Below are 19,130 nucleotides of genomic sequence, written 5' to 3'. Positions count from 1 at the left end.
TTACAAAAAAATTTAAAGAGGATTTTTACTTCATAAAAATATAAGGTTCTAATATATTATTAATAATAAAAAATGAATATTATTAAATAAAAGCATGAATATACTCATGATTTAATGTTTTTTTTATAGTATAATATAGTAAAGTGCATAAAGAATTAAAAATAAAGGGAGGAATAAATGAACAAAAAAAAGGATATTATAGCCTTAGCCTTATCTGTTTCATTTGTAATGGGAGGCGCAAGTCTTTCCCATGCCGATGAGATAAATACTGACACGACTAGCTATATAAGTGAAAATCAACCAAGAGAATCTAAATCTTCAGTTCAAAACGGTGATGGTGAAGATAAAAATGTTGCAGAAGTAAAAAATGATTCTGAAACAAAAGAAAATGAAAATCTTATACTATCAGAAGAAAAAACGCCAGATGCTCAAAAGGCAGGAGCTGAAGCATCTACTGAGACAAACTATTCTGAAGAAGAAAAGAATATAAAAGATTATAATGACAGCGAACGCTATAAGACAACAGACCTAGAAGCAGGCAGTGTTAACCAAACTGGTTATAATACTGACGCCAACGCAGAGAAGGGGAAAGATGGTTTTAAACTAGATACCCTTAACCCATCAAATACTTCACCAAGTAAGACTGAATATGGTTACCAAATTACCATTGATAAGGAAACCGGTCAAAGAACATATACAGACATTAGTGTGAGTGACTCTGGTAATGTTCCTGTAGAAACTGGTGAAAAACCAATGATGGGTGTGGGAGATAAACTTGTTCCCAATTCTCCTGACGTAACTTATAAGCCAGAAGATAAGGTAGATATAACAGGCAAAAAAAATAAATCTAACGTATATGCATCGAGTGAAGAAACTCTTAAACATATAAATAATCATGAGAATAAATCTACTTCTTTTGGTTTTAAGGATAATTACACTCAAGACAATCCAAGAGTTAAGTTTTATGAAGGCTCAAGTTTCGCATATACCTACAGGGTCAACCCATGGCCAAATGAAAATGACAAGCTAGAGCTTATGAAGCTAAGCGGCGAATACAACGAAAAGGTCTTTGTCCAAGGTCAAGACATTGACACCAAGGTTAAGGTAGACAATATTGACGAAAACGCTAAGGATAGACTGGTAGGTCAAGTCTATAATCCTATAACAGGAGCGATTGTTCCAGGAGCAAGTGCCTATATCGGCGATGATGGCAATATCCACATCCAAATGCCTAAGGGTGCTTTAAAGAAGGATGAAAATGGCAAATATGTCGTAGATAAAGAATCTATTTTTAATAGTCCAGACTACAAAGCTCTTCAAAACCTAGATGTTAAATTTTTTGCTCGTCCAAGAACTGCTGAAGAATTTAAGACTATAGCAGAAACACCAGACGAATTTGGTGAAACAGGAACCTATGTAGAAACAGGCGCAGGAACTACTGACATCAACCATAAGGGCGAAAATGTAACTATAGACAAGCAAGGTATCGACCGTTACGACCACTACAACTTAATCGGTAAGCTTAAGATAAACCTTGATGACACTCGCTACTATAACCAAAGATTTGAAGACGGCAATAAAGAAGATACTTCTAAAATTACATCATCACCAGTAAAACCAGGTAAAGAATTTGAAGTTAAAATAGTTGAGCCTGAAAACCCAAGAAAAGAAGATAAGTCTGCCACTGAAATGAATGAAGCAGAAAAAAAGGGAGAAGCTGCAGGCAAGATAAATTTAGATTTTATCAATAAGGCAAATGAAGGCAAAGCGGAAAAGGATAAGTGGAAGGTAGATGTAAATCCTCATGACATTTCAAGGTTTACTGTTACTCCACCAAAATCTGCCAAGGCAGGAGACTTTGTTGCAATTCCTGTAGAATACACCTACACCAACGGTTCAACAGATGTTCACTGGTTCCACTTTGTCGTACAAGAATCTGATAATAACCGCCCAGAATATCATGCAGAGATTGGTTATAAGGGAGATACTTTAACTCAAAGTCCAGAGCTACCAAATGATGAGGCGGCAACCAAGAAAAATCAACCAACATCTTATGAATTAGTCATGCCGGAAGATGGCAGCAAATACAAAGATAGTGCAGGAAACGAATGGACAAATATTAAAGTTGATCCTAAAACCGGTGCGGTAACAGCAGTAGTCCCTGAAGATGCCGACATTAAGGGCGGAGAAAATCTCTTTGTAGATGTCAAAGTTAATTACATTGATGAAAAAACTGGCGAAGCAAAAGAAGAAATTGTAAAAGCGCAATTTATTGCTAGACCTAAATATAAACAAGAAGTAACAAAAACTTTCAATAGCAAAATACCTTTTGAAACAAAAGTAATTTACGACGATACTTTGGAAATAGGCAAGGTTGTAAAAACTGAAGGTCGAGTTGGAGAAACTGAAACCACTTTCAAACAAGTAGTAATTAACGGTGAAAAAGGAATCATTGACGAAAACGGTAATTTTGTAAAAGACAAGGAAGCTGTTGAAACTAAAACAATAACTGAAAAAGTTGATGCAGAAATTAGAATTGGTACAAAACCAGCAAAAACCACTGTAACAATACCAGCTGATACTGATTATGAAACTAGCGATTCTTTGGAAAAAGGCACAATGCAGTTAAAAGAACAAGGTGAAGATGGCGAAGTAACAATTACTACAAGTAGAGACCCAGAAACTGGAGAAATAACTACAAGAAAAGTTATAACCAAAGAAGCTAAGAACAAAAAAATGCTTATCGGCACTAAGACAGAAAATACTATAGTCCACGAAGAAAGTATTCCTTTCGAATATGAAGTTACCTTTGACCCTACATTAAAACCAGGGGAAAAAGTGGTTGATCAAGAAGGTAAACCTGGTAGCAAAACTACTACTTATAATATTGTAAATTCAAAAATTGTAGGAGATCCAGTAGTTAAAGAAACCACACCTATTAAGGCTATAATAAGAGTTGGAGACCAAAAATTCACCGGTGAAACAAGTCATGAAGTGACAGAAGAAACAAAATATATAACAATAGTTGAAGAAGATCCGAATTTGCCGGTAGGAGAAACTAAAGAAGTTCAAAAAGGTGTAAGAGGATCTAAGACAACTAAGTACACACAAAAATTCGAAAATGGTGTCCCAGGTGAAGTCAAGGAAGAAGTTGTAAGTGAAACACAACCACAAAATCGTATTGTTAAAGTAGGTACTAAGACTGTAACAGAACATATATCTAAGGAAATCACAGAAGAAATACCATATAAGGTAGAAATAAAATACGATGATACTATGGTAGCTGGAACAACTCGTGTAGAAACTCCTGGACAAGCAGGCAGTAAGACAACTGAGTATTATAGAAACCTTATAAATGGTAAGTTTGACGGGGACTTAAATACAAGAGAAGTAACAGACAAATACAAAGCTCCTATTAACGAAGTCATAGTTGTAGGTACAAAGGTTGAGACAAACAACGAAAACTATAACGATGATGTAAAAGTTGATGTGGAATATGTTGAAGATAATACTTTATATAAAGGAACTGTAAATAAGGGAGAATTAACTCCTGGTAAGGTTGAAAGAAAGATTGTCAATAAATATGATCCAGAAACTGGTAAAGTTAGTACAGAGGAAAAAGTTGTTGTAACCCCAGCAAAACAAAAAATTATTGTTGGTACAAAAGATTTTACCGGAGAATTTACTCACACAATAGAAAAGACCCTTCCGTTTGAAAGAGAAATTCAATATGATGAAACAATGGAAGCTGGAACAAAAGAAGTTAGTCAAACAGGACAAACTGGACAAAGTGAGCAAACTGTTACTCAAAAATATACAAATGGAGTATTAGCTGATAAAGAATATTCTAAAGAAGAAACAACAAAAGAACCAGTTAAGGAAATTGTTAAGATCGGTACAAAACCAGTTACAAAAGTTGTAGAAAAACCATTCAACACAGAATATCAATATGACGAAAATCTTGAAGCTGGAGAAACTCAAGAAGAAACTCCTGGCGTAAATGGAAATGTTACAATAACAACTTCATACAACCAAGAAACTGGAAAAGTTGAAACAAAAGAAGAAACAACCGCTCCTACAAATAGAGTAGTAAGAATCGGTGGTAAGACTAACGGAACTGAAACTATTACAGAAGAAATTCCGTTTGATGTAGAAGTTAGAAAAGACCCAAGCCTAAAGAAGGGTGAATGGAAATACGCCACAGATGATGAAGGAAATGAACTAAAGGGTGAAAAGGGCGAACAAGAAAAGACTCTTACTATCGTTAATTCAAAAGTAACTGAAACATCTGAGCCAACAGTAACTAAGAAGGCCAAAAATGCAGTGATTTTAGTTGGAGAAGGAACTAATGACGGTACTCATAAAGTAGTTGAAAAGAAAGAAATACCTTTCGAAACTAGATATGAATACGATGACTCATTAGAACCAGGTGAAGAAAAAGTCGTAACTCAAGGATCTCCAGGAGAGCAAGAAAGAACAAATACTCTTGTAATCAAAGATGGTAAAGTAACTGATACTCAAGAAGGTGAATTTAAGACAACAAAAGAGCCTCAAGAAAGATTAATAAAAATCGGTAGAAAACCTTCTGAAGGCGAAACTACAAAGACTATAGAAAGAGAAATTCCTTACGAAACTAAGGTAATCTATGATGATACTTTAGAAGCTGGAACTCAAAAGATTGAAAAAGAAGGTAAACCAGGTAAGGAAGAAGTTACAATTACTCAAAAGATAAAAGATTCTAAACCAGTTGGTGAAGCTACAGAAACTACAAAGACTATCACAGAAAAAGAAGACAGAGTTGTAAAAATCGGTGTAAAACAAGTTGTGAAAGAAACTGAACTTGGACACGATACAGAATACAGATATAATCCAGAACTTAAAGCTGGTGAAGAAAAAGTCATCGAAGAAGGTTCTAAGGGTTCTGTTAAATACACAACAACCTTCAACAAGGAAACAGGTAAGCTTGACGTAAAAGAAGAAAGAACTGAGCCAAAGAACAAGGTTGTAGAATATGGTTCTAAGACTGATGGTGAATTCACTTATGAAAGTGATAAAGCTTACGACATCATCATTAGAGAAAATCCAAATCTTGAAGCTGGAAAGACTAATGTTATCCAAGAAGGTAAGCCAGGTAAAACTGAAACAACTGTTAAGATAGAAAACAGCAAGGAAGTATCTAGGGATACTAAGACAATAACTGAAAAACAAGATAAGATTATAGAAATCGGAACAAAGAACGTATGTGAAATCCCACCTGTAAATCCAGAAGATCCAAAACAACCAGGCAAAGACGATCCAAAAGATCCAGAAAAACCAGGCGAAGACAATCCAAAAGATCCAGAAAAACCAGGCGAAGACAATCCAAAAGACCCAGAAAAACCAGGCGAAGACGATCCAAAAGATCCAGAAAAACCAGGCGAAGACGATCCAAAAGATCCAGAAAAACCAGGTGAAGAAGATCCAAAAGATCAAGAAAAACCAGGCGAAGACGATCCAAAAGATCCAGAAAAACCAGGCGAAGACGATCCAAAAGATCCAGAAAAACCAGGCGAAGACGATCCAAAAGATCCAGAAAAACCAGGCGAAGACGATCCAAAAGATCCAGAAAAACCAGGCGAAGACGATCCAAAAGATCCAGAAAAGCCAGGCGAAGACGATCCAAAAGATCCAGAAAAACCAGGCAAGGACGATCCGAAAGATTCAGAAACTTCAGGTAAAGATGATACAAAGAATCCAAAAAAACCATCAAGAAAATCAGTGAAAACAAAACCAGTAATTAATAAAGAAAATGCTAACAAAAACCCAAAAACTGGAATAACAAGTTTATCAACAGTTTTATCAAGTCTAGGACTTTCATTGGGAGCTTTAGGATTTTCAAATAAAAGAAAGAAAAAATAAATAAAAACAATAAAAAAATGTTAGACTAAAAATCTAACATTTTTTTATTTTATATCAAAATAAGTCCGGGTGAGAGAATTTTCTAAAATTTCAAAATTTATTTCCTTGCTTTTAAAAATTTCACCATCAATATTTGCTAAAATATTTTCTTTTGATTTTATTTTTCCTTTTCTAACTTTGATTTCATCTAAATATTTTGAATTTTCTAACAAACCAAATTTGTACCTAATAATTAATGATGGTAACAATAGACTTGGTAATTTTTTTGCGTAAACTAAATTTAATATACCATCATTTATTTTTGCACTTGGGGCTGGATTAAAGCCTGAACCGTAATATCCACCATTACAAATAGCAGTGAGCAAAAATTTATCTTTAAATTTTATTTTTTTATTATCTTTATCTAAAATTTCAAATGACAAATTCTTGTATGATAGATATTTCATTGCCTTAAAAACTCCGAGTATATAGGCTTTTTTACCTAAATTTGGATTTTTATCCAAATATTCATAAGCTTTTTCTAAAACTACTGTATCAAATCCAAGCGATAGGACATTTATTCCAACTTTATTATTTACCCTTATTAAATCAATCTTTTTTTCCTTTAAATTTAATAAATTTTCAACTTTAAAATTTTTGTAAGAGAAGTTTTTTGAAAAATCGTTGCCTGTTCCCATTGGAATCAGACCAAGACTTGTATTTTCTAAATCTTTTTGGTAAATCACATTACATATTTCATTTAAGGATCCATCCCCGCCGCCTACAATTATTGTCTTTTTTAAATCTTTATATTTTTCAATAAATTTTTTTGCAGCATCTATTGCGTGGTTTTGGTAGGATGTTTCTATTATTTCTATATTTTCTTCTAAATCTTTTTTACTATAAATTTTTTCTATATCTTTTTTACTAATATCGAATTCGGTTTTTCCAGCCTTGGACGATAAGATAAATAACATTTTTCTCATAATTTTTTCCTTGTAAATTATTATATCATGAATAAAGTATTTATTGGTGAATTGTTATAACTGATTATAAAGAAAGGATTTTTATGAATTTTGTTGACTATTTGGAAATGGAATATGTGAAAAATGATGATGGAGATCTTATTACAAAAATTCCTATTAAGGAATATTGTTTAAATATTAATAAAATTATTCACGGTGGGGTCACAATGACTTTGATCGATACAGCTTGTGGAAAAAAAGCTTCGGAATATTTTGATGGGGAATTTGTTACAAGTGATGGTTATGTAAATTTTCTTAGAGCGGGTAGGGATACTGAATTTTTGTATGCAAAATGTATGGCAAAAAAAATTGGTAGAAAAGTTATTAATATTGATTGTGATGTGTTTGATGATAGGAAAAAATTGATTGCAATTGGAAGGTTTACTTTTATGAAATTATGATATATTTTTATATTTAATTTTTTTTAAAAATTTGTTTTACAAATATTAGATTTATGATATAATGAAACAAGTTCAATAGGACACCAACACCTTGGTGTGCTAAAGTAAAAAGGAGTTAAATATGGACAAAGAAAAAAAATTTTCATCTAGGTTGGGTTTTATCCTGACCGCTGTTGGTAGTGCCGTTGGCATGGCGAATGTGTGGGGCTTTCCTTACAAATTTCAAGATGGTGGAATGTTTTTCTTATTATTTTATTTAGTTTTTGTAGCTCTTTTTGCTTATGTAGGTTTATCAAGTGAATTTGCAATAGGTAGAAGAGCTGGAACTGGAACTTTGGGCTCTTATGAATATGCCTTAAATTCAAAAAATAATAAAAAAAGTCATTCATTTTTTAGTAAAAATATAGGAATTTTGCCTTTGATTGGATCTTTATTTATTGCTATTGGTTATGCAGTAATAGTTTCTTATGTTTTAAAAGCTTTGGTTGATTCTATTACAGGCGAGCTTATGGTTGTAAATACTAAAGATTGGTTTGAATCTTTTGCTAACAAGGATTATTCTGTACTTATTTATCATTTTATTATTATTTTGGCTACACTTTTGACTTGTTTAAAGGGAGCTGATACAATTGAAAAATCCAATAAAGTTATGATGCCAGCATTTTTTATTTTATTTTTAATTATTGCAATTTTTATTTTAACCTTACCAAATGCTCTTGAAGGTTATAAATATATGTTTAGATTTGATTTTGATAAATTATCATTAAATACTATTGTTAATGCTATGGGTCAAGCTTTCTTTTCTCTTTCTGTTACAGGAAGTGGTATGATTGTTTGTGGATCATATCTTGACAAAAAGGAAGATATTTTATCCGCAGCAAAATCTACAGCTTTGTTTGATACTTTGGCTGCTTTAATTTCATCTTGTGTAATTGTTCCATCAATTTTAGTTTTTGGGCTATCTCAAGCTGGTGGTCCTGGACTTTTATTTGAAGTTTTGCCAACAATTCTTCAAAATATAAAAGGTGGAAGGATTTTTGCAATCATTCTTTATGTAGCAGTTGTTTTTGCTGGTATTTCTTCTTTACAAAATATGTTTGAGGTAATTGTAGAATCAATAATTCATAGATATAAAAAAATTAAAAGGATACACGCTTTGATAATTATTGGTCTTATTACATTTTTAGTTGGCATGAACATGGAATCAATTGGAAAGTGGGGTCCATGGATGGATCTTGTTTCAATTTATATAATTCCAATTGGAGCATCTATAGGCGCTATAACTTGGTTTTATTTTTGGAAAAAAGAAGAACAATTGGAAGAAGTTAATATGGGAGCAAAGAAAAAAGTTGGAGAAAAATGGCACATGCTTGGAAAATATGTATATGTACCAATTGCCATTGGCCTATCAATTTTAGCCTTAGTTTTTAAGGTAACATTTTAAAATGAATGGAGAAAATAATGGAAAACAATTCGAAATTTAGTAACAAATGGGGATTTATTATGGCTTGCGTTGGAAGTGCGGTTGGACTTGCCAACGTTTGGGCTTTTCCCTATAAAATAGGAATGAACGGAGGATTATCTTTCTTAATCCCTTATTTATTCTTTGTATTTTTATTTGGTCGAGTAGGACTTTCTGCTGAAAGTGCAGTTGGAAGAAAATATAAATCGGGTCCTATGGGAGTTTTTAGGGAAGTATGGAAATCAAGAAACAAAGAAGGAGTTGGAAGAGTTTTAAGGTGGATTCCTCTAGTTGGAGTAGTTTTGCTTGCTATTGGATATACGGTTGTAATAACTTATGTACTTAAAGCCTTGCTTGATTCAATAAGTGGAACTTTGTTGACACAAGACCCAAATCTTTGGTTTGAATCAATTTCTACAAATGATTTTGCCCTTGCAAAAGAACATTTTTTATTAATTATAATTGTATTTTTGACTCTTGCTTATGGAACGAAGGGAATTGAAAAAACAAATTCATTTATGATGCCCTTATTTTTTATTTTATTTATAATTCTTGCCATAAGAATTGCATTCTTGGACAAGGCTATTGAAGGTTATAAATTTATTTTTAGTCTTGATCCTGAAAAATTAATGGATATAAGATTATGGATAGCAGCAATGGGGCAAGCTTTCTTTTCTTTATCAATAGTTTCAACAGTTATGGTTGTATATGGTTCATACCTTCCAGAAAGTGAAGATATAGTTCACTCATCAACAATAACTTCTAGCCTTGATACTGTTGCAGCTATGCTATCAACTTTTGTAATGCTTCCAGCGACTTTTGCCTTTGGATTTTCTCAATCAGAAGGACCAAAACTAATATTTGTTGTATTACCAAAAGTTTTACAAGAAATAGCTGGTGGAAGATTATTTGCAATAATTTTATATATAGCAATTGTATTTGCAGGAGTTTTATCAGTTCAATCTATGATTGAAACTGTTGTAGAAGCAATAACATCAAAATTTGAAAAGTTAAAAAGAACCTATGTTTTGATGGCCTTAATGGCAATAGTATTTATTTGTGGATTATTTTTACACCCAATTGCAAAATGGGGAGCATGGATGAACTTTGTAACAATCTACATCCTACCAATTTCTGCAATTATGGGGGCAATCTCATGGTTTTGGGTTATGAAAAAAGAAGATTTGCTTGATGAAATAAATAAAAGTGCCAAAAAGAAGCACGGAGATGGATGGTACAATCTTGGAAGATATTTATATGTTCCACTTGCAGTAATTCTTTGTATAATAGCTATTAGATATCAAATTTCATTCTAATGTGACTTTATTTATAAAATATTATATAATTAAAATATAATAATTTTATAAAGGAGCGGGAATGAAAAGATTTAAAAAAATACTATCATTTGCTTTAATTTTTCTTTTAACTGTGACTTTGTCATCATGCAAGGATTTGAAAAATAATTCTAACAATAAAATTAATTCAAATGAAGTTAGTCAAAGTGTTTCAAGTGAAGAAAAATCGGAAAAATTAGCTGATGAAAATATAATTGTAATTGATAAAAAAAGGGCTAAAAAATTCGACAAAAAAACCAATGACGAGATTATCAATATTAAGGCTTTTGGGGATTTGATGGCTCATATTGATCAAGTTGATTATGCTAAAAATTATGGAAACGGCGAATATGATTTTTCAAACCAATTTGAATATATAAAAGATTTTGTAAAAGATTCTGATCTTAGTATTGGAAATTTTGAAACAAGTGTAAGCAAAACTCGTGAGCCTTCAGGCTATCCTCAATTTACAACTCCAAAAGAATATATTAGGGATATAAAAAACGCAGGTTTTGATGTCCTTTCAACTGCAAACAACCATTCAGTTGATTCTTTTGAAGAAGGAATTTTTGATACAATTGATGCCATGGATGAATACGGGATGGCGCACTCTGGAACCCATAAGGCAGATGGTGATAGATTTATTTATCTAGATGTGAAGGGATTAAAAGTTGCTTTTATGTCCTACACTTATGGGGTAAATGGCCTTGATGGTGTGATTGAAAAAAATAAGCCGGAAGAGATAATAAATTATTTGGATTCTGAAAAAATAAAAGCGGATATTGAAGAGGCAAAGAAAAATGATGCTGATTTAATAATTGTGTATCCTCATTGGGGAGTTGAATACCAATCTTATCCTACTGATGAACAAATTAAACTTGGAAGAGATATGATTGATTGTGGAGCAGATTTAGTTATTGGAAATCATCCTCACGTAAGTCAACCTGCTGAAAGATACAAGACAAAAGATGGAAGAGAAGGGTATATTGCTTATTCTTGTGGAAATTTTGTAGCGTGCCAAGCTTATGAGGTTTTAGGAGATATCAGAACCGAACAATCAGTTGCTTTTGATATTGATATTTTAAAAGATAAAAAAACTGGAAAGGCAAGGATCGGTAAGGTTGATTTTTATCCGATTTGGAATGGTCATTGGTATGATCAATATGGATATTTGGCAAAAGTTTTTAGAACAAAAGATTTTCTAGAAGGTGGAAAATATTTTGACAAGGTAAATGAAAACCAAAGAGAAAGAATAAAAACTTGTGATCAAATGATTACAGAAACTATAAATACTAAAGTAGAATAAGGCTGCAATGTGCAGTCTTTTTTATTTTTAATCTATATGATATTATAAGCCTAAGAAAAAGGAGAAGATATGAATTTCATTACAAAAATAGATATTGCGATTTTAAATCTTATTCAAAATTTGAAAAGTCCCATTATGGATAAAACCATGACAACTATAACTGCCCTTGGTAATATGGGGATATTTTGGATTTTATTGATTTTAATTTTTTTGACAAGCAAGGAATACAAAAAATTAGGAAAATTAATGTTAATTTGTCTTTTGATAAATTCTATAGTCGTAAATTTGATTATAAAACCTGCTGTTGGAAGGGTAAGACCTTTTGAAATTGTTGATGGAATAAAATTATTAGTTTTAAAACCACAAGATCCTTCATTTCCTTCTGGTCATTCTGCGATTTCTTTTTGCATGCTTACAGTTATTTTGTTATTTTCGAAATCTAAACCTTTAAAAATAATTACAAGTGTACTTGCAGTTTTAATAGCATTTTCTAGATTATATTTATATGTACATTTTCCATCAGATGTTTTTTGTGGAATAATAATAGGAATACTTAGCTCACTAATAACTTTAAAATTTTATTTTTCTAATACAGGTTTAAAACTAAGAAAAAATCTAGAAAAGTTAAATTTTGATTTAAAAGATTTAAGAAAAATGTAAAAAAATTTGCATATGATGATTAATGGTGTTATAATATACAGGTAGTGTTAATGCTGGTGTGTCGGAATTGGCAGACGAGACAGACTCAAACTCTGTTGTTCTCCGGAACGTGTGGGTTCAAGTCCCACCACCAGCACCATTAATTTTTTTATTTTTTTCATATTTGAGCTATACCAAGGGGTATAGCTTTTTTAATGTTTTTTTGTGCGCAAGGTGTGGGTAATCATAACTTTAAAATAAAATTTTAAAATATTTTTTAAGTAAGTAGATTTTTCTACTTACTTTTTTTGTGTAAAATAAAATATGTTATACTAATAGAAAGGAGATTTATATGAGTAAAAAAGTAATGCTGATTGATGGATCTAGTTTGATTTTTAGAGCTTTTTTTGCCCTTCCTAATCTTACTAATGCTGATGGGGTTATGACCAATGGTGTTTATGGATTTTTGACCATGTATTTTAGGGCTGTTGATGAGTATAAGCCTGATTATATTTTGGTTGCCTTTGATAAAAAAACAAAAACTTTTAGGCACAAGGAATTTGAAGATTATAAGGCGAACAGGGACAAGGCTCCAAACGAATTAAATTATCAATTTGGAATTTTAAAAGATATTTTAGATTCACTAAATGTAAAATATTTGGATATAGATGGCTATGAAGCTGATGATATTGTTGGAACTTTTTCAAAAATTGCAAAAGATGAGGGACTTGAAACTGTAATTATTACAGGGGATAAGGATTATTTTCAACTTGTAAACGATGATGTTATTGTTTATCTTACAAGAAAGGGAATTTCTCAAATGGAAGAAATAACCGAAGAAAAAATTAAAGAGGATTATGGTCTTAGTCCTAAACAATTAATTGATGTAAAGGGCCTAATGGGAGATAAATCTGATAATATTCCAGGTGTAGATGGAATTGGTGAGAAAACTGCTATTAAGTTTATAAAACAATATGGGTCTATGGAAGATTTGTATGAAAATTTAGATGAAATAAAAGGCAAAAAAACCAAGGAAAATCTTGAAAATTCAAGACAAATTGCTTTTTTGTCCAAAAAAATAGGAACTATTGTAACAAATGCTCCTGTTGGTATGGAAATTTCAGATTTAAAGGTAAAAGATCCGGACTTGGAATCTTTGAGGGAAAAATTCTCTAAATATAATTTCAATAAATTTATGGAAAAATTTGAAGATACAAGTGAAGAAAAAAAAGATGATTTAGATTTTTCTTATTCTTTTAATGATTTTTCTTTAACAAAGGATATAGAAAAAGAAAAAATATTTTATTTTAAAAGTCTTTATGAAGGAGAAAATTACATTCATTCAAAAGCTTTTAAAATTGGAATAAAAACACCTTCATCAAAAACTCATATATATGATGCAAATGATGAATTTGTTGAAAAATTCAAAAAATATTTTGAAGATGAAAATATTAAAAAAGTTTCTTTTGATATAAAAGAAGATATTGTTTTATTTGATAAGCTTGGTATAAATTTATCCCTTCCTTATGATGATACCATGCTTATGCACTATATTATCGATCCTTCAAGGTCTTCTTATGATTTAAAAACCTTTAGTCAGGCTTTTTTGAAATATGAGGTTTCAAATGAAGAAGATTTGCTTGGTAAGGGAAAAAGTAAAAAATCATACAAGGATTTAGAAACAGAAAATCTTGGAAAATATTTGGCTTCAATTGTAAATGCGATTGAAGATAGTTTGGATATTTTAACCGAAAAATTAAAAGAGCTTTCTATGTATGATCTTTATAAGGATTGTGAAATAAAATTATCTAAAGTTTTGGCAGATATGGAAATAACTGGATTTGTCTGTGATAAAAATGAACTTGAAAAAATTAAAGATGAAGTTTCAATCGAACTTGAAGATTTGGAAAAAATAATCTATGAGCTTAGCGGTAGTGAGTTTAATATAAATTCACCAAAACAACTTTCAATAATTTTATTTGAAGATTTAGAACTTCCAGTCATAAAAAAGACAAAAACTGGATATTCAACAAACGCCCAAGTTTTGGAAAAACTAAGGGATAAACACCCAATAATCAAAAAAATTGAAAGATACAGGGAGATGTATAAATTAAAATCAACCTATCTTGAAAGTTTGGAAGAATGTATTGATAAAGATGGAAGAATAAGGTCAACTTTTAAGCAAAATGTTACAGCAACAGGCAGACTTTCATCAACCGAACCAAACCTACAAAACCTTCCAATAAGAACCGAAGAGGGCAGAAAAATTAGAAAAGCCTTCAAGGCAGATGAGGGAAAAGTTTTAATTGATGCAGATTATTCACAAATTGAGCTTAGAGTCCTAGCCCATCTTGCAAATGACAAAAAAATGCAAGAAGCTTTTTCAAAAAATATAGATATTCACACAAAAACTGCCTCAGAAGTATTTTCCACTCCAATTGATGAGGTGACGAAATTACAAAGAAGTGAAGCAAAGGCAGTAAATTTTGGAATAATCTATGGAATAAGCGATTATGGCTTAAGCCAAAATTTAAATATCCCAAGAAAAAGGGCCAAAGAATATATAGACAATTATCTTAATACCTATCCTGAAATTAAAAAATATATGAAAGATATAGTAAAAAAAGCCAAAGAAGAAGGCTTCGTAAATACCATATTTAATAGAAGAAGATATGTCCCAGAAATAAATTCTAAAAACTTCAATGTAAGAAGTTTTGGAGAAAGAGTTGCATTAAACACTCCAATCCAAGGATCAGCAGCAGATATAATTAAATTTGCCATGATAAATTCATACGAAAATCTAAAAAAAGCAAAATTAGATGCAAAAATAGTATTGCAAATCCATGATGAAATAATCATTGAAGCAAGCAAAAAAGATTTAGAAAAGGCAAAGGAAATTTTAAAATCATCCATGCAAGATGCGGTAAAACTAAGAGTTCCACTTTTGGTTGACATAGATAGCGGAGAAAGCATGTATGAATCAAAATAAGATAGTAATAACAGGAACAATAGCAAGCGGAAAATCTTCCCTTTCAGAAATTTTGAGAAAAAAGGGATACAAAGTTATAGATAGCGACAAAATAAATAGAAAATTATTAGAAAAAGATCAAATAAATTACAAGGAAATTTTATCATCAAAGGCCTTTGACGAGGCTTTTGGTGGGGAAAGCCTTAATAAGAAAAAACTTGCAAAAATAATTTTTACTGATTCAAAAAAAAGAGAATTAATAAATAAAATAACCCATAAAAATATAATAACCTATATAAATTCTTTAATAGAAAAAAGTAAGGATAAGAATATTTTTGTAGAAATTCCCTTATTTTTTCAGATGAAAGAAAAATTTCCATGTGATTATGTATGGTTGGTTTGTGCAAATAGAGAAGTACAAATACAAAGACTAATGCAAAGAGATAAAATTGATAGAGATTTTGCAATAAAAAAGATAGAAAGTCAAGATTATTTGTCAATGAAAAAAAAATCAGACCTTATTTTCGATAATAGTACAAGTTTAGAAGAATTAGAAAAAAAAGTAGAAATAGCTTTAAAAAATTTGGAGAAAATATGAAAGCTTTAAAAAATATTTTTAAAATTATAGGAATAATAGTTTTGGCAATGGCAATGGTTGTAATAATTAGTTTTTCAATCGTAGCCTACCAAACATCAAGACAAAAAATCGCCTACCAAGATGAAATAAAAAAATATTCAGAAAAATACAATGTTGATCCGCTTTTAGTTGCATCAATAATAAAAGTAGAAAGTGACTTTGACAATGAAGCACATTCAAATCAAAATGCAAAAGGCCTAATGCAACTTCTAGATTCATCAGCAAAACACAGCGCAGAAATAATTGGAGAAGAATATTATCCAGATAAATTAAAAGATGTTGAGTATAATTTAAATTTGGGAGTAGGCTATTTCAACTATTTAAACAAATATTACAACAACACCGATTTGGCCCTTGCAGCCTATAATGGTGGAATAGGAAATGTAGATAAGTGGTTGGCCGATAAAAAAATAGATAGACACGATCCGGATCCTTCAAAAATTCCAACAGAAGAAACAAGACAATATGTAATAAAAATAAATTCAAACTATGATTTGATGAAAGTTTTTTATGATGAAGGTCTTCCAAGTAAAAACGATTTAAAAGATAGGAAAAAACTTGCTATAAAAAATTATAAGAAATTTGTTAAAAAAATATTATTTGATGTCTTATAAACATTGAATAATATTTTTAAATAATTTATAATGCTTATATACGTATTAAATGAAAGGAGAGATTATGGCTCTAGAAAATTTGTCATTTGACAATGGAGTTAAAATTCCAGAGTATAAGGAATTAAGTGAAAATAAAGACTTAATTGTTGCAAAAATTCCAAAAACTGTAACAATTCCTCTTACTCAACACATTGGAGCTCCAAGCAAATGTTTAGTTAAGAAAAACGATGAAGTTAAAATAGGAGAGCTTATAGGTGAAGCTGTAGGTAATTTTTCTGCTAATATTCACTCATCAGTTAATGGTAAAGTCACAAATGTAATCGATATTCAAACAGCATCTGGAAAAAACAGTAAGGCTGTTGTAATTGATACTGAAGGCTATGACCAAGAAATTAACTACGAAAGAAAAGATGTTACAAACCTTACAAAAGAAAAAATAGTTGAGGCAATTAAAGAAAATGGTCTTGTAGGTATGGGAGGAGCAGCATTTCCTGCACATATTAAATATTCACCAAATAAACCAGTTGATACAGTTATTATAAACGGTGCAGAATGTGAACCTTACGTTACTTGCGATGATTTACTTTTAAAAACAAAAGCAGATCGAATTGTAGATGCTTTAGAACTTCTTGTAAAAGCAGTAGATGCTAAAAAAGGAATTATAGCAATCGAAGATAATAAACCAGAAGCAATCGAAAAAGTTAAAAAGGCAGTGGCAAAGAAAAATTCATCAAAACTTGAAGTAGCAACTATGGTTACAAAATATCCTCAAGGAGATGAAAAAAGAATTATTAATGCTGTATTACATAGAGAAGTTCCATCAGGTGGACTCCCAATGGATGTTGGAGTAATAGTATCAAACGTTTCAAGTGCTAACGCAGTTTATGAAGCAGTATATTACGGAAAACCATTAATAGAAAGATATATGACAGTAACAGGTCATGGAATAAAAAATCCATCTAATTTTCTTGTAAGAATTGGAACAAGTTTTGAACATATGATAGAAGAAGCTGGTGGACTAACAGAAGATGCTGGAAAAGTTATAAATGGTGGACCAATGATGGGAATTGCCCAACCAAATATAAATCAACCAGTAGAAAAAGCTAGCAACTGTATATTAGTTTTAAACAAAGAAGAATCAAAAGCACCAATTACAAATCCTTGTATAAGATGTGCTAAGTGTGTAAATGTTTGTCCAGTTGGACTTATGCCTTTGTTAATACATAAATTTTCACTAAAAGAAAAATTTGATAAGGCTCAAGATCTTCATATACTTGATTGTATAGAATGTGGATCATGTTCATACATTTGTCCATCAAAAAGACCTTTAGTTGAAGCTATTAGGTTTGGAAAAAGACAAATTCGTCAAGCAGGAAAGTAGAGGAGAAATAAATGGAAGCAAAAAAATTATTAGTATCATCCTCTCCTCATATGAGAAGCGAGAGAACTGTTACTAAAGAAATGTTAGATGTAATTATCGCCCTCATTCCAACAGGTCTTGTAGGAATATATTTCTTTGGAATGAAAGCTTTAATCTTGATGATAGCATCAGTTTTAAGTGCAGTAATTGCAGAATTTATATCTAATAAAGTAATGAAAAGACAATCATCAATAAGTGATTTATCAGCTGTAGTTACAGGTTTACTTTTAGCCTACAATATTCCAGTAACAATGCCAGTTTGGCAAACAGTAATAGGTGCAGTTTTTGCCATTGTTATTTGTAAGCAATTTTTTGGTGGAATAGGACAAAATATAGTAAATCCAGCATTAGGAGCAAGAGCATTTTTACTTGCATCTTGGTCAAAAAATATGTCAAATTATGTAGCACCTGGAAAAGTTTCAGCAGTCTCAGCAGCAACAGTTTTATCAGGCGGACAAAAACCAGCCTTACTTGATATGTTTATTGGAAATATGGGTGGATGTATTGGAGAAGTTTCAACAATTGCCTTATTAATTGGAGCAGCATACCTAGTATTTAGAAAAGTTATCTCATTAAGAATACCTGCAGTATACATATTAACAACAGCCATCTTATTAATGGTATTTAATAAATCTGTAGATGGAATACTTGAACAATTATTATCAGGTGGTCTAATGCTTGGAGCATTTTTCATGGCAACAGATTATACAACAAGCCCAGTTACCAAAAAAGGTGAAATAATATTTGCATTTGGTTGCGGACTTATCACCTCTCTTATAAGAGTTTTTGGTGGATATCCAGAAGGTGTTTCATACTCAATATTACTAATGAACTTGTTAGTTCCACTTATAGATAGTAAGACAATGCCTAAGGTATTTGGTGTAGCTAATAAAGGGGCAAAAGATGAATAAAGCATTAAAATTAGGAATTAAATTATTAATAATTACAGCTGTATCAGCTTTGGTATTGGCCTTTACAAATTCAGTTACAGCTCCAATTATTAAAAAAGCTGATCAAGAGAAATTAAATGAATCATTAAAAATTGCCTATCCAGAAGGAAAAGACTTTGAAGAAGTAAAGGGAAAATTTCCTGATTCTGTTAAAGGAGTTTATAAAGCTGACGGAGGCAAAGGATATGTGTTTGATATAAACTCTAAAGGTGGATACGGTGGAGATATCGAATTTATAGTTGGAGTTGATAGTGAAAATAAATTAACAGGTTTCAGCCCTCTTAAACATTCAGAATCTGCAGGATTTGGTCTTCAAATGGAAGAAGATTGGTTTAAAGAAGGAGTTAAGGGTGTAAGCATGGACAAAAAAGTTGGTGCATCTGAAGCTGGATCTGAAAATGAAATTGTAGGAATTTCAGGAGCTACATATTCAACCAATGCTATCCTTAATGGTATAAATACTGCTCGTGAAGTATTGAAAGATATTAAGTAGGGGG

At 31.2% G+C, this 19,130-nt stretch carries 13 protein-coding genes and 1 tRNA gene; 13 read left to right on the top strand and 1 reads right to left on the bottom strand.

Features of this window, described 5'->3' with window-relative positions; translation table 11 throughout:
- Nucleotides 1-177: 177 nt before the first annotated feature.
- Nucleotides 178-5,898 (top strand): G5 domain-containing protein, encoded by a 5,721-nt coding sequence (locus tag BN2087_RS07645; RefSeq protein WP_049691226.1) that lies wholly within the window; start codon nt 178-180, stop codon nt 5,896-5,898.
- Nucleotides 5,899-5,942: 44 nt separating this feature from the next.
- Here BN2087_RS07645 and BN2087_RS07640 read toward each other — a convergent pair whose 3' ends face one another.
- Nucleotides 5,943-6,863, bottom strand: coding sequence for a diacylglycerol/lipid kinase family protein (locus BN2087_RS07640; protein WP_049691225.1), 921 nt, complete (start codon nt 6,861-6,863; stop codon nt 5,943-5,945).
- Nucleotides 6,864-6,946: 83 nt separating this feature from the next.
- On the opposite strand from BN2087_RS07640, the gene BN2087_RS07635 reads away from it, so the two are divergent.
- The 12 genes from BN2087_RS07635 (at nt 6,947) to BN2087_RS07580 (ending at nt 19,126) form a co-directional block, all read left to right on the top strand.
- Nucleotides 6,947-7,303, top strand: coding sequence for a PaaI family thioesterase (locus BN2087_RS07635; protein ID WP_049691224.1), 357 nt, complete (start codon nt 6,947-6,949; stop codon nt 7,301-7,303).
- A 121-nt stretch (nt 7,304-7,424) separates the two neighbouring features.
- Nucleotides 7,425-8,747 (top strand): sodium-dependent transporter, encoded by a 1,323-nt coding sequence (locus BN2087_RS07630; protein ID WP_049691223.1) that lies wholly within the window; start codon nt 7,425-7,427, stop codon nt 8,745-8,747.
- A gap of 17 nt (nt 8,748-8,764) precedes the next feature.
- A complete protein-coding gene (locus tag BN2087_RS07625) occupies nt 8,765-10,081 on the top strand; it encodes a sodium-dependent transporter (protein WP_049691222.1) in 1,317 nt (438 codons plus the stop codon).
- A 61-nt stretch (nt 10,082-10,142) separates the two neighbouring features.
- Nucleotides 10,143-11,405 (top strand): CapA family protein, encoded by a 1,263-nt coding sequence (locus BN2087_RS07620; RefSeq protein ID WP_049691221.1) that lies wholly within the window; start codon nt 10,143-10,145, stop codon nt 11,403-11,405.
- A gap of 69 nt (nt 11,406-11,474) precedes the next feature.
- The gene (locus tag BN2087_RS07615; protein ID WP_049691220.1) at nt 11,475-12,065 is read left to right on the top strand and encodes a phosphatase PAP2 family protein; all 591 of its coding nucleotides are present in this window, start codon (nt 11,475-11,477) and stop codon (nt 12,063-12,065) included.
- Nucleotides 12,066-12,117: 52 nt separating this feature from the next.
- A tRNA-Leu gene (locus tag BN2087_RS07610) sits at nt 12,118-12,204 on the top strand.
- A gap of 192 nt (nt 12,205-12,396) precedes the next feature.
- Complete coding sequence (polA, locus tag BN2087_RS07605; protein WP_049691219.1) at nt 12,397-15,033, top strand: DNA polymerase I; 2,637 nt, start codon at nt 12,397-12,399, stop codon at nt 15,031-15,033.
- The gene (coaE, locus tag BN2087_RS07600) at nt 15,020-15,610 is read left to right on the top strand and encodes a dephospho-CoA kinase (protein WP_049691218.1); all 591 of its coding nucleotides are present in this window, start codon (nt 15,020-15,022) and stop codon (nt 15,608-15,610) included. The genes polA and coaE overlap by 14 nt, the downstream gene beginning before the upstream one ends.
- The gene (locus tag BN2087_RS07595; RefSeq protein ID WP_049691217.1) at nt 15,607-16,263 is read left to right on the top strand and encodes a lytic transglycosylase domain-containing protein; all 657 of its coding nucleotides are present in this window, start codon (nt 15,607-15,609) and stop codon (nt 16,261-16,263) included. The genes coaE and BN2087_RS07595 overlap by 4 nt, the downstream gene beginning before the upstream one ends.
- A gap of 64 nt (nt 16,264-16,327) precedes the next feature.
- Nucleotides 16,328-17,644, top strand: coding sequence for an electron transport complex subunit RsxC (gene rsxC, locus BN2087_RS07590; protein WP_049691216.1), 1,317 nt, complete (start codon nt 16,328-16,330; stop codon nt 17,642-17,644).
- A gap of 11 nt (nt 17,645-17,655) precedes the next feature.
- Entirely contained in the window at nt 17,656-18,594 is a 939-nt protein-coding gene (locus BN2087_RS07585; RefSeq protein WP_049691215.1) for an RnfABCDGE type electron transport complex subunit D, read from the top strand.
- Nucleotides 18,587-19,126 (top strand): RnfABCDGE type electron transport complex subunit G, encoded by a 540-nt coding sequence (locus BN2087_RS07580; protein WP_049691214.1) that lies wholly within the window; start codon nt 18,587-18,589, stop codon nt 19,124-19,126. The genes BN2087_RS07585 and BN2087_RS07580 overlap by 8 nt, the downstream gene beginning before the upstream one ends.
- Nucleotides 19,127-19,130: the final 4 nt, after the last annotated feature.

The sequence above is a fragment of the Anaerococcus jeddahensis genome, from assembly GCF_001182725.1.
Classification (GTDB): domain Bacteria; phylum Bacillota; class Clostridia; order Tissierellales; family Peptoniphilaceae; genus Anaerococcus; species Anaerococcus jeddahensis.
The sequence above is the reverse complement of the archived record's forward strand: the minus strand, read 5'-3'. Positions and strand labels throughout refer to the sequence as shown.